We start from the raw sequence: 12,622 nt of genomic DNA on the forward strand, positions 1-12,622 counted from the left end.
CCGCTTATTTTCTGGCTAACACTACCACCACATCCTCTCCGCCACTGTCGAACATTTTTTCCAGAGAGAAGCGATACCTATGTGCCGCTAAAAGCCCTTCTGCTTCACCCCGTTCCACACGCCACGCCAGAAGACTTCCCGGAGCGATCGTTTCCGGAAACGCCGGTTCCATGTCATAGCTGAAATAACCCTGATCGGCATAAAAACTCACCTGCCCATCATTGATATAAACCACATGGTCCGAGCGCACGGCCAACCAGTCCCCCGCGTCCTTAAGAGCCGATTTTTCATACCCCGTACTACTGATTGATGTAGCTAAACCAGACAAAACGAGAATAGTTATACTCACACGCTTGAGTACCGCATCTCCGCCAAGGAACGCCTGTGAAAACCGGACCCATAGAAACGGCAAAATCATCAAGGCGGCAAAGACCACGTAACGGGAAGACAGAAACAGGTTGGTCACCAGAAAGATGACCAACACCGCTAACCACAAATAAAAAAGTGCCTGATAGGTCGTACGATCGCTTCCATTCCAATCCACAGGCCTTAAAAAAGCGGCAAGCACCAGGACCCCAAGCAACATGAATAATTTGCTGGGAATAATCGTCATCAAGCCCCAGAACAGTATCTGACTACCATAATTATCTGAAAACTTGTTCAGCACCGCCCCCGTGAGCAAATCACCATAGTGATTAAATTCCTGATAACGATCAGCGACATTGAGCGCGTTCGCATAATGGGTAACCCTATCGACAGCGCCACTGTCACTAATCGCCAGAAAGAGCAGCAGGCCAAGCACACCGACGGCGGGCATAACATAGAACCCTATCAACTTCTTCCAGCTTCTTTCAGGCACGAACAACCCTGCCAATGCCAGACCGACAGCCACAGCTCCGACCTCAAGACGACAGAGCACTCCAAAAGCAATTGAGCCAAAACAAAGCAACAGCCACCGCACAGACGCCCTGTCTACGTAACGCAACCAGGCATAAATCGCCAACAGCGAAAAAAACCAGGCCGGCCAGTCTCTCAACACAGATGATCGATATTCATTCAAGGCAGGCAATGCCAGCACAAAAAGCAAGAGAAGCCACCCCGGCGCTTGCGACAACCGGTACATCAGCAAAACCATCAGCGCAGTGACACCCGCAGAAAAAAATGCGGTCATTAACATCGAGGTCATTAATGGTGACCATGGGCTCATCTTTATTAAGCCAGCGAGAAACCAGGAAAAGAACGGCCAGTTAAATGTCTCGGTTACGCCTCCTTCCATTCCACTAGTAGCGATCTGACTCGCCAGATCGATATACAGCATCCCGTCACGATTCAGAACCGGGTCTGACAGAAATGCCAGCAAAGAAAAAGCCAAGCTTCCTATTACTGTCATTATGACAAGCAATACCGGGCGCTCCACTGACGATATAAATTTATTTATCATGGTTAGCAAAACTGCTCCCAGTTCTTTTCGAATCGCTCCCTGTCTTTTTGATTTTTTTCCTGCACCTGGCGTGGCCGAACACTAAACCCCGCATTATCAAGATCAATAAAACTGATCCTGTCCGCCTCATCGACCAAGATATTCTGTGCTTTCATATCACCGTGACTAATCCCGGCCCAAAGAAAATGCTCCAACCACCGCCTCACATTCTCTGCAAGACCTTGCGCCCGGGAGCGCTGCTGCTCCATCAACTGGCTCAAGGCGATCGATTCCAGTTTGGGGAAAACAATAACGCTGCTTCCTGCTCGTTCTCCCCGGATAAATTCAACCAGCATAACTGGACGTGGCGTCGGAATTCCCAACAGGGCCCATAGCCAACCCTGGCGCCAGCTGATCATCCCTCGGGAACATTTCATTTTCTGTTTAAGCCGTGCTTTCAGGCCCACTTCCCGATAATGCTTCACCACCCAGTGCTCATTAGCATAAACGCTGATGCGGCTTCCCTTTTTCAACAAAGGCAAGGCTTCTGGCTTCTCGCAATAGGCCAACCAAGAGCCCGTCGCTCCCCGGTCCATACGATCACTATAGACAACACCGTCCTTGGTCGACTCCACGCGGATAGCAGAACAGTTCCGCTGTGATTTCCGGTCTGCCTGTACCATTCGTCTGTGCAGGGCGTGCCGGCAGCGCTTTTCAAAATCACGACTGTCCACACCATGATGCTTCATGAAATCAAGGCATTGCTGAATCAGTGAGGCCTGTAACGCCAATGCCGCTTGGGCACACATCAGGGCCAGGTTGTCTGCCAGTGCAGCTGCACCCTGCGAAGGAACCGGTTTTATCGCCCCGGCATCCAGGCAAACGATCACCCCATCATCCCTGACCAGGAAATTCCCCAGATGCAAATCAGTCTGTATCCACCCAGCCTCATACATACGCCATACGGTATCCAGCAATGCTCTCAACAGGGGCAGGTCAAGGCTGTCAGCAAGCAATGCCTCCAGCCCCGCCCCTGACACAGGCTCCATCAGCAAGACTGTATGGTTATCCTGCTCCAGCACTGCCAAGGCCTCAGGCACACAGACACCCTGGGCCGCCAGGGTTTCCAGCAAGGTATATTCATGCCGTCCGGCGGCTTTGCTGTCATTGAAGAACAGCTTGGCAATCACCTTCTGCCCTTCCCACTGTCCCTGCACCACCAATCGCTTTCCGGGCAAATGGCGCAAAATGTCGCCCGCAACCAGCCGCCCTTCACTCATATCCAGAGAGAAAGGCGCCGCATCTCTCCAGCACCAATGCTGTAAATCGGACAGTGTCATGATTTCATCAGGCTCTTAAGTAAACGTCGCAAGTAACGCGGTTGCAAAGCCGTCAGAGGGGCTTCACCAAACAGCTGTCGATACAGGCAGCGCACATCAGTGTATCTCTCTGCTCGGTAACATATCTTTAACAGTGAAAGTAATCTTCGCACACGATAGGCCTTGCGAGCTGACTGGGCCCATTCCGGAAGGCCATTGTGATCAAAGATCCGCTCTTCCAGAGACATACCGACCGCCAAAGCCGCGCTCACATCATGTCGCATACTGTCTTCATGTTTGTGAATTTTGGCAATAGGCTCCGGAGTAGTGGCCACCGGATAATTGGCCAACACATGAGCGAACACCGGCAAATCTTCCGTATGACGCAAGTTTGGGTCATAGCGAACCGTTGCAAACAACTGTTGGTGCATAGCACAGGCACCATTAGATATGGTTAATTTTTTCCCCAGGAAGGCAGCGAAGTTTTTCTTACAATCAGCAGTAATGGGCCTTGGCCTGATTTTCTCACAGGCATCTCCGCTACAGGAATAATGGCCACCGATCAGCAGCCGAGCCTGAGGGCTTTCCTGTGCACATTTCTCCAGTGCTGACAACGCCTCCGAACACATCTCGTCATCCGCATCCAGAAAAATCAACCACGGAAATCGAGCCTTCTCAATACCTCTATTACGCACCGCAGACAAACCCTGGTTAACCTGGGGTATATAACGCAGCACATCAGAATGCTGATTCTCCAGTGCCCTCATAATTTCATCGGTATTGTCGGTAGAGCCATCATTGATCACCAACACCTCAAAATCAGAATAAGACTGGCTCAATACCGATTGCACCGCCCGCTCAATACAATGACCGTAGTTATAGGCAGGAATGACAACGGAAAAACCGGCACTCATATATCCTTCCCCGGGTGCGGATTAAACTGCAGAGGAAATTGAGGTGTCTTTTCATAATAGCGGCGATAAATTTTTTCGCCTTCTCGCTGACTGGCAGCCAGCAGAGCAGATTTTTCCGTCAGCACATCACGTAAAGATCGCCCACTGTACTCACGCACAAAGCGCAGAACATCTCTTCGCGTCATCCCGTACCGGGCAGTGGAGAAATACAAGCCCCCCAAATCCTTGACTCGCCATCGCTGAGGAACCGCCCCTCGCACCTGGGAACGGTGCAGATCGATCAGGAAAAGAGGCGCGCTTTCATCCCTGGCATGCACCGCAGATGCCGGCATCAAAAAGTGGGCAAGATAAAAATCACGGTGATTAATGCCTGCATCATGCATACGGCGGGCGATAGCAGCCACCCGACGAATCAGCTCGCGCTTGAACCCTACAGGCACTTCTCCTGCCTCAAGCCAGCTTTCGCCCACCTCCTCCAGGCTCAAGGTATCAGCCAGCTCATCCGTGACCAGAAACGATTCCTGACGAGACGGATTGTGGCCACGGCAGCCATACCCTGCCACCGTCATCGTATCCAGCCCTGCGGCCCGAACAGCATCAATCGCACGCACTTCTTGCATGGCGCCAAGCACAGGCAATTTCCCCTGACCCAGATTCTTGAAGATTTCACGCCATCCAATCCCGCCATGGTACTTGAGGAAATAACCTTTTCCGGCATGGAAAAAACGCAGCGTTCTGCGCCCTTCACGCTCCCGGAAAATATTCCCTTGTTGCCGGGCCGCCTGCTCAAACGGGTCCTTGCCGGCCCAGGCCGCCGCCAGATCTTCACGCAGCATCGTGCTCATTCCTGCTCCCCGTCATCGCCCGCTTCCAGTGCTGATACCGCATGCTCCACCAGGTCATAAATATCTGCACTGGCCGCAAATACCCGTCCCCGTTGCCGCCAGTCATCACGCCCCTGCATCAGAAGTGTCTTGGCTGCCAAGGCCATCATGGCAAGCGACGCATTGTCATTCATTACCTGGCCCATGGCCGCCTGCTCAATGTACGGTGAATACCCGCATGCCTTCGTGGTCAAAACCGGCAACCCAGCAATGGCAGCCTCAAGCAATACCGTGCCGGTGTTTTCCGCATAGGCGAGATGCAGCAACAAATCCGCAGACCAAAGCCACTCCGGCACATTGTCCTGCCCACCCATGAAATGCAGGCGCGACATTACACCCAGCCGGCGCGCCAGCGCAGCAAAACGCTCAGGGCGGTCATCGCCCACTACAAATAGTTGCGCCTCTGGCAACTCCGCCAGCACATGAATGGCACGATCCAGGCCCTTGGTACGAAAACCGGAGCCCACAAACAACAGCATCGGTTGCTGATCAGTCAGATCCAATTTTTCCCGATGCGCCATACGCACCGACTCATAACACTGGGGCAGCACCCGGTCACGGCGAATACCTGGTGGCAAATCGATAAATCGTTGTTCGGCGGTACCGTAGTGATCCTGAAACAGGGATTTCTGTGGCGGAGAAATGGACAAAATCCGAGTGGTGCTACCCTGTGCAAAAACCGCATGTTCCATATCCAGTTTGCTGCGATAACGCGGCAACCAGGAACGCGGCCAGGAGTAACGCTCGGAAAGACAACCATCCGCAGCATAATACCAATCCAGCCCAGGCATTTTGTTGAACCCTACTCGCAGGTCAAAATCCGCCCACAACTCACTCACCTGGCCTGCAAACTGCACATCACGCCGGTGATTGCTGCCGGCAGTCACCGGCAGCAAATGCACAGTAATATCCTTTGGCTTTCCACCTTCCCAGGCCCGGGTAAAAATGGTGACCTGATGACCCCGTGCTACAGCGGCTTGGGCAATAGCCAACATATCCCTTTGCAACCCGCCGAAAGGGAAATACTCGAACAGCACAAACGCCAGCTTCATGAGGCCACCCGTAACAGTTGCTGCCAGACCTGCTTTGGCTTGAGGCTGCTAAAGCAAGGAGGCTCCACCCCCTTGCCCAACTCTCCCCGGTATGTGCACTTCTCCTGCACGCAAGGCGCGCAAGGAAAATCCGCCGCCAAGGACGAAGCACGAGCACCTTGCACCCCGGTCAGCACCGGGTCCGTTGGGCCATAAAGTGCCACACCCGGCAGACCAGCGGCCGCCGCCAGATGTGCCAAGCCGGTATCCACAGCGATAAAGGCGTCCCAGCTCAACAGTTTGTCGGTAAGCGCATCCAGCCCCATTTTCGGCAGCACTGTCACTCGCTCAAGACCGGAAGCCAACCGCTCGGCGCGGGCCTTTTCTTCGTCGTTGCCCCAAGGCACATAAATGCGGTGACCTTCACTACTGGCCAACTCCAGCAACTGCCGCCAGAAAGCCTCCGGGTAATGCTTGGTGGTCCAGGTCGTGCCATGACAAAAAACCAGCTGGGCCGGGCAACTTAACGGAGTCGGCACATGACTGCGAGGCAGACCGTAATCGGGTGCAGTGTCGGGCAGAGGGTAGCCGAGCGACAGTGCGAACAACTGCCGAACCCGGGCAATGGCATGCTGGCCTCGCGCAATCGGTTGTGGATAATCCAGCACTCGGGCAGACAACCCTTCCCGTGCAGAGCTTTTATCCAAACCAAACGTGGGACCACTGGCAAGACGCGTAATGAAAGCGCTTTTCAGCAAACCCTGAGCATCAATCACCGCATCGTAGGAGGTCGCCTGAACGGCGGCTTTGAAGGCAGCCCACTCCCCGGAGCGGCGCGCTCTGATGGGATGTTTGCGCCAGCGGCGCAGGGCACAGGAAAAAGTATTGCTAACCACAGGGTGGCGGCTTGCCAGTTCGACGAAGGCTTCCTCTACAACCCAGTCCACCTGCAGCGCAGGAATCGCTGCCTGTGCATCGGTCAGTGCCGGCAGAGTGTGGATCACATCCCCCATGGAAGAGGTCTTGATCAAAAGCACACGCATTGATCAGGCGCCCCTTAACTTGAACTTACGCTCCATACGGGTCATGAGTGATCGACCCTCACTATCTGCCAGCGGCCGATCAAAGTAAGCCCTTAAAAAACGCAACCTGTCACGGGCAGAAAAACCACTCGCTCGTCTTGCCAACGTCTCCAGGTCACGCAGCCGTGGCTGCCAACGCCGATAGTGCGGCCGGCAGCGCTCCATGTCGATGAAGCGTACGTCATAGCGTTGCTGCTTATCAGACCAAGCCACAAAGATATGTTTGGGATACAAATTTTGGTGAACCAATCCACGCTCATGGAGCAACCGTACCACCGCAGCCACATCTCGTATCAACGTAAATCGACGCGCTGCCGACAACTGGTCCAGCTTCACCTGATCCAGGCTCTGGAAACCCGCCAAATTTAGGCTGACCAACATGGCTTCGTTATCTCCGCCTGAAGAATTGGCCGCAAAAAACACGGGCTCTGCCACGGGCACGCCCGCTTGCCAGCAGCGCATCAGGGCCCGGTATTCCTGATACAACGTCGTTTGTCCGGAAACAGGATGCAGCACACTGCGACGCACATAGTTGCGCTGATGCTTAATGTACACTGTCACTGGCTCACCCTCAGCGCCAATCACACTAGCCCGGAAGACTTGACTGACCCCTCTTCCTCGCTGATTAGGCTCATCGACCAGCGTTTTATCCAACGCCAACCAGTCCTTCATCGTACTCAAGCCGAGCCCATCCAGCGTCAAACGCCAGTGAGGGTGAACATAACTGCCATTCAATTCCATTTGATCACTCATCTCCAACCAGCTGCCCCAGTGCCTCAATCACCTGAGAAGGCGGTAACTGGCGCAGACAGTTCAGGTGGCCCAGCGGGCATTCACGCTCGAAACAGGGGCTACACTCCAGCCCCAATCGTACCACTGCTACCCGATCACCCAAGGGAGGCGTAAAGCCGGGAGACGTTGAGCCGTATACGGCTACCAGTGGCCGCTTCAGGGCGGCCGCAATATGCATCAGACCAGAATCATTACTGACCACCGCCATGGTCGCTGACAGCAAATCCACGGCCTGCTCCAGGGACGTGTTCCCCGCCAGCACCACCGCATGCTCATCCGCACCGTTCTCCAGCGCCCCGACGATCATATCCGCCACGGGCTGGTCTTTACCGGAACCGAAGATCCACACCTGCCCGCCACGCTCGATCCAGTGCTGGGCCACTGCGGCGTAATGATGCTCTGGCCAACGCTTGGCCGGACCGAATTCAGCCCCGGGGCACAGCCCCAGCACCGGGCGGTCCAGGTTGAGATTATGCGCTGCCATGGCCGCATTGCGGGAATCGTCGCTGACCAGCAAGTGTGGAGCGGTAATTTCATCCAGCCCCGGAACCGGCGCATCTTCCGGCAATGCCAACGCTACAAAACGCTGCACCATCAAGGGGTAGCGTTCCTTGTCCAGTTTGCGCACATCGTTGAGCAGGCCATAACGCATTTCGCCGCGCCAGCCGGTGCGCACCGGAACTTTCGCCGAAAACGGCACCAGCGCAGACTTGAGCGAATTGGGCAGCACATAACTTTGCTGATAGTGGCCGCGCAGGGATTTCCCCAATGCGTGCCGCTCACCAAGACGCAAATCGCCATGGTCAAACGGCAACGCCAGCGCCTCTCGCACTTCCGGCATGCGTGACAGCAGCGGCCGACACCAGGTCGGCGCCAGGACATCAATGGCACAGTCGGGGTATTGGCGACGCAGTTCGGAGAACAGCGTTTGCGCCATCACCATGTCGCCGACCCAGGACGGGCCGACGACAAGGATGGCGGAGGGCGAGTCGGTAACGGTAGCCGGCATCCGCCTGCTTCAGCTCACGTAAGTGAGCCAGTCTCCGTAATCGTCATCCAGCTTACCGCGCACCAAGTCGAAATAGACGGCCTGCAGCTGTTCGGTCACCGGGCCGCGTTTACCGGCACCAATGATACGACCATCCAGTTCACGGATCGGCATGACTTCCGCCGCAGTGCCGGTGAAGAAAGCTTCGTCGGCAATGTAGAGCTCGTCACGGGTGATGCGCTTCTCACGCACCGGATAACCACGCTCTTCTGCCAGTTGCATGATGGTTTTGCGGGTAATGCCATCCAGGCAAGAGGTCAGTTCCGGGGTGTAAATGATACCGTCGCGGACCAGGAACACATTCTCGCCAGAGCCTTCCGCCACATAACCCTCATTATCCAGCAGCAAGGCCTCATCGGCGCCACCGGACAGCGCTTCGTTCAGCGCCAGCATGGAGTTCATGTAGTTGCCGTTGGCTTTTGCCTTGCACATGGTGATGTTCACGTGGTGGCGGGTATAGCTGGAGGTACGCACCTTGATGCCCAGTTCCAGCGCCTCCGGCGACATGTAGGACGGCCATTCCCAGGCGGCCACCATCACGTGCACTTTCAGGTTGTGGGCACGCAGACCCATGCCTTCACTGCCGTAAAACGCCATCGGGCGCAGGTAGGCGTGGGGCAAATTATTTTCGCGAATCGCAGACAGGTGCGCCTCATTGATCTGCTCCTTGGTATAGGGCAGCTTCATGTTGAGGATATGCGCACTGTTGAAAAACCGGTCGGTGTGATCCTGCAGGCGGAAAATAGCCGGCCCTTTTGCTGTCTCATAGGCACGCACGCCTTCGAACACGCCCATGCCGTAATGCAGGGTATGCGTCAGCACGTGAACCTTGGCCTCCTGCCAGGGAACCAGCTCGCCATCCAACCAGATAAAACCGTCTCTTACAGCCATCGACATGGCAGTGATACTCCCAGAACTAAGGACCTTTGAGCGAACGCCCTACAGGTCGAACCAATGCTTCCAGATCGTTCGCACGCCTTCACGCAAATCGCGGAATTGAGTGTCGTCGACAATGGATTTCTCTTTGCGCAACGAGGCGCGATGAGCCGCGGACCGGTAAGCCAGGTAGGCTTCCCGCAGCAGGCCGGCATCCTGAGCCGACATAATGTCCAATGCGGCCAGTGTTTCCAGCAAGCGCACATTATCGGTGAAGCGGGTGAGTTCACCGTGGGAGGAGGCCCATCTCAGAACCCCGTATTGCACCATAAATTCGATATCAACGATACCTCCCGGATCCTGCTTGAGGTGAAAAGTGTCCGGGCTTTTGTCGGCCAGGTGATCCACCATCTTGGTGCGCATGGCCAGCACGTCCTCACGGAGTTTCTCCTGCGGACGCGAATCGCACAGCACCTGATGGCGAATATCGTTAAAGCGGTTACGGGCCCGGCTGCAGCCGGCGACCACTCGGGCGCGGACCAGCGCCTGATGCTCCCAGGTCCAGGCATCATTGCGCTGGTATTTTTCGAACGCATCCATGGAGCTCACCAGCAAACCGGCACTACCGGACGGACGCAGGCGGGTATCCACCTCATAGAGCTGGCCGCTCATGGTACGCGTGCCGATGATATGCACGATGCGCTGCCCCAGGCGGGCATAGAACTGCTCATTGGAAACGGATTTTTCCCCGTCAGTCATGCCACCGCTGGCCGCATCATGCAGGAACACCAGATCCAGATCGGAGTTATGACCCAGCTCGATCCCCCCCAGCTTGCCGTAACCCACCACCACAAAGTCCGGGCTACAGGGCTGACCGTCATCCCGCGACGGACGCCCATGACGCTCCACCATGGGCTCCCAGGCCAACATCACCACCTGATTAAGAATGCTCTCGGCCAGCCAGGTCAGGTAATCGCTTACCTTCATCAATGGCAGCACTTCGGTCACTTCCGACGCCGCCACCCGCAGCAGATGCGCCTGCTTGAAATTACGCAGCACCTCCATCTGCTGTTCCAGGTCGTCTTCCGCTACTCGCAACAATTGCTGACGCAGCTCGTCATCCAGCTCTGCCCGCTCCGGAGGCGAGTAGAGGGTGCGCACATCAAGGAGCTCATCCAGCAATACCGGGTGGCGAGTGAGCCGCTCGGCAATCCAGGGGCTGGCGCCAGACAGCTTCACCAGCTGCGTCAGTGCACTGGGGTTTTCCACCAGCAGCGCGATGTAGGCACTGCGGCGCAGCACCGCTTCCACGAAGGCAATCAAGCGCGTGGCGGTGGTTTCCCCATGGCCTTGATAACCCAGCGCTTCGAGCATCAAAGGCATCAACCGGTCCAGCCGTTCACGGCTGATGGCTTGCATATTCTCCACCGCCCGGCTGTCGCGAAAATCACTCAACCTGCCGTAGACGGCTTCTGCGTCCTGAACGCCAATGGCATTGAGCTGGGCCGCAGCAGCGTCGTCATCCAGCTGGCCCAACCACAAATCCAGTAATTCCTGGTCCGCCCCCTGGGCGGCATCGGTTTCCTGTTCCGGGTCAGCGATCACCTGGCTGAAATGATGACGCACACTTTCCCGGTAGCGGCGCAGCTTGCGCTCAAAGGCAGCCCGGGCGGAAAAGCCCATGGCAAACGTCAGTCGCTGCCAGCCCAGTTCGTCATCCGGCAGGCGCTGGGTCTGCTTATCCGCCACCGCCTGCAAGCGATGCTCCACATCCCGCAGGAACAGGTAGGCTTCGGTGAGCTCGTCGGCCACATCCTCGGGCAGCAACTCAAGCGCCACCAGTTGCGGCAGCACCTTGATCAGGTTTGGCTCACGCAGGGCCGGCAGCTGGCCACCCCGGATCAACTGGAAAGCCTGCACAATAAATTCCACTTCACGAATGCCACCGGCGCCCAGCTTCACATCGGCCTGCATGCCCTTGCGATTCACTTCCCGCTCGATCAGGGACTTCATTTCCCGTAGGGACTGGAAGGCGCCGTAATCGATATAGCGGCGATAGACGAAGGGATTCAGGCGCTTGATCAGGCGATTACCGGCCTGCAGGTCGCCAGCCATGGGACGCATCTTGATCAGCGCATAGCGCTCCCATTCGCGACCCTGGGTCTCGTAGTAACCCTCCATGGCATCAAAGCCAATGGCCAGCACACCACTCTTGCCCCAGGGGCGCAGGCGCATATCCACTCGGAACACAAAACCGTCAGCGGTGGTCTGATCCAGCGCCTTGATCAGCTGCTGGCCCAGGCGCACAAAGAACTGATGGTGGGTCAGGGCGCGGCGTTCGCCTTCAATTTCGCCCTCGTGCTCATAGGCAAAGATCAGGTCGATGTCGGAAGACAGGTTCAGTTCATGGGCCCCCAGCTTGCCCATGGCCAGCACCACCAACCTGACCGGGTTACCGTCCGGGCCCAGCGGTGTACCACTGCGCTCACAGGCCCAGCCGTAGAGCACCGACAGCGCCTCGTCGATAAGGGTATCCGCCAGCAACGACAGGTCCGCCACGGCACTGTGGTAATCGCCGATCCGGGCCAGATCCCGCCAGACAATGCGCACCATATGGCGATGGCGCAGACGGCGCAGCGCCCGCTTGAGGTCATCCTCGCTGTCGCATTGCGCCAGCAAGGCACGGATTTCCTCTTTCAGGGACGCCGCCGCCAGCGCCTGGCTCAGGTCACTGGCCAGCAGCCACTCCCCCAACCCCGGATCGCGCTGAAACTGGGCCGCCACGTAGTCAGAGCCCGCCCATACACGGGGCAAGTCAGCCAACAGGTCGTCAGGGATACGGTGGCCGGATTCGACAAAGTGCTGCCAGTGCTGGCTGACCAGCACCGACAGTTCATCCGGCAGGGAGTGATATTGGGGTTCATTCATGGGCGGCTATTGTCGTACGGCGAAGGGAAAGCTACAAGCAAAACGCCTGACGCCTGACGAAGGCCGGAGTTTCGGCGTCACGCCTCCGGCATCCGGCGTGCATTCACCCCAGCAGGATATCCTGGGATGGCGTCACCCGCATGACCTCTTCAATGGTGGTCAGCCCTTTGGCCACCTTCATGGCACCACTGATACGCAAGGGCTTCATGCCCGACTTCAGCGATGCACGAGTGATCGTTTCCAGATCTGCCCCCCGGGTGATGTGGTTTTTCAGGGTGGTACGTAGCGGCATGGTTTCATATACCCCCATACGCCCCCGATACCCCGT

The 12,622-nt window shown here is 56.6% G+C and carries 10 protein-coding genes and 1 pseudogene; all 11 read right to left on the reverse strand.

What is annotated here, in order from left to right:
- Window positions 1–4: 4 nt before the first annotated feature.
- On the reverse strand, window positions 5–1,441 hold the full coding sequence (locus tag COA55_RS15125) for a glycosyltransferase family 39 protein (RefSeq protein WP_290502806.1): 1,437 nt from the start codon (window positions 1,439–1,441) through the stop codon (window positions 5–7).
- Between the two features lie 2 nt (window positions 1,442–1,443).
- Window positions 1,444–2,700: a lipopolysaccharide kinase InaA family protein gene (locus COA55_RS15130; protein WP_290502807.1), complete on the reverse strand. Its 1,257-nt coding sequence runs from the start codon at window positions 2,698–2,700 to the stop codon at window positions 1,444–1,446.
- Between the two features lie 56 nt (window positions 2,701–2,756).
- On the reverse strand, window positions 2,757–3,653 hold the full coding sequence (locus tag COA55_RS15135; RefSeq protein WP_290502808.1) for a glycosyltransferase family 2 protein: 897 nt from the start codon (window positions 3,651–3,653) through the stop codon (window positions 2,757–2,759).
- Complete coding sequence (gene rfaP / locus COA55_RS15140; protein ID WP_290502809.1) at window positions 3,650–4,498, reverse strand: lipopolysaccharide core heptose(I) kinase RfaP; 849 nt, start codon at window positions 4,496–4,498, stop codon at window positions 3,650–3,652. Before rfaP ends, COA55_RS15135 begins: the two co-directional genes overlap by 4 nt.
- On the reverse strand, window positions 4,495–5,589 hold the full coding sequence (locus COA55_RS15145) for a glycosyltransferase family 4 protein (protein ID WP_290502810.1): 1,095 nt from the start codon (window positions 5,587–5,589) through the stop codon (window positions 4,495–4,497). Before COA55_RS15145 ends, rfaP begins: the two co-directional genes overlap by 4 nt.
- Window positions 5,586–6,611, reverse strand: coding sequence for a lipopolysaccharide heptosyltransferase I (gene waaC, locus COA55_RS15150; protein WP_063519078.1), 1,026 nt, complete (start codon window positions 6,609–6,611; stop codon window positions 5,586–5,588). Before waaC ends, COA55_RS15145 begins: the two co-directional genes overlap by 4 nt.
- Window positions 6,612–6,614: 3 nt before the next feature.
- Entirely contained in the window at window positions 6,615–7,391 is a 777-nt protein-coding gene (locus COA55_RS15155) for a lipopolysaccharide kinase InaA family protein (RefSeq protein ID WP_063537969.1), read from the reverse strand.
- 4 nt (window positions 7,392–7,395) lie between these two features.
- Complete coding sequence (waaF, locus tag COA55_RS15160) at window positions 7,396–8,451, reverse strand: lipopolysaccharide heptosyltransferase II (protein ID WP_290502811.1); 1,056 nt, start codon at window positions 8,449–8,451, stop codon at window positions 7,396–7,398.
- A gap of 9 nt (window positions 8,452–8,460) precedes the next feature.
- Entirely contained in the window at window positions 8,461–9,387 is a 927-nt protein-coding gene (locus tag COA55_RS15165) for a branched-chain amino acid transaminase (RefSeq protein ID WP_011589575.1), read from the reverse strand.
- A gap of 42 nt (window positions 9,388–9,429) precedes the next feature.
- Entirely contained in the window at window positions 9,430–12,294 is a 2,865-nt protein-coding gene (gene glnE / locus COA55_RS15170) for a bifunctional [glutamate--ammonia ligase]-adenylyl-L-tyrosine phosphorylase/[glutamate--ammonia-ligase] adenylyltransferase (RefSeq protein ID WP_290502812.1), read from the reverse strand.
- Window positions 12,295–12,397: 103 nt separating this feature from the next.
- A pseudogene (locus COA55_RS15175) lies at window positions 12,398–12,622 on the reverse strand (type II/IV secretion system protein); the annotation flags it as partial.

This window comes from Alcanivorax sp. (genome assembly GCF_002733835.1).
Taxonomy (GTDB): domain Bacteria; phylum Pseudomonadota; class Gammaproteobacteria; order Pseudomonadales; family Alcanivoracaceae; genus Alcanivorax.

Coding starts and splice junctions, on each gene's coding strand:
- COA55_RS15125 (WP_290502806.1), bottom strand. CDS start 1,441: ATGATAAATAAATTTATATCGTCAGTGGAGCGCCCGGTATTGCTTGTC.
- COA55_RS15130 (WP_290502807.1), bottom strand. CDS start 2,700: ATGAGTGAAGGGCGGCTGGTTGCGGGCGACATTTTGCGCCATTTGCCC.
- COA55_RS15135 (WP_290502808.1), bottom strand. CDS start 3,653: ATGAGTGCCGGTTTTTCCGTTGTCATTCCTGCCTATAACTACGGTCAT.
- rfaP (WP_290502809.1), bottom strand. CDS start 4,498: ATGAGCACGATGCTGCGTGAAGATCTGGCGGCGGCCTGGGCCGGCAAG.
- COA55_RS15145 (WP_290502810.1), bottom strand. CDS start 5,589: ATGAAGCTGGCGTTTGTGCTGTTCGAGTATTTCCCTTTCGGCGGGTTG.
- waaC (WP_063519078.1), bottom strand. CDS start 6,611: ATGCGTGTGCTTTTGATCAAGACCTCTTCCATGGGGGATGTGATCCAC.
- COA55_RS15155 (WP_063537969.1), bottom strand. CDS start 7,391: ATGGAATTGAATGGCAGTTATGTTCACCCTCACTGGCGTTTGACGCTG.
- waaF (WP_290502811.1), bottom strand. CDS start 8,451: ATGCCGGCTACCGTTACCGACTCGCCCTCCGCCATCCTTGTCGTCGGC.
- COA55_RS15165 (WP_011589575.1), bottom strand. CDS start 9,387: ATGTCGATGGCTGTAAGAGACGGTTTTATCTGGTTGGATGGCGAGCTG.
- glnE (WP_290502812.1), bottom strand. CDS start 12,294: ATGAATGAACCCCAATATCACTCCCTGCCGGATGAACTGTCGGTGCTG.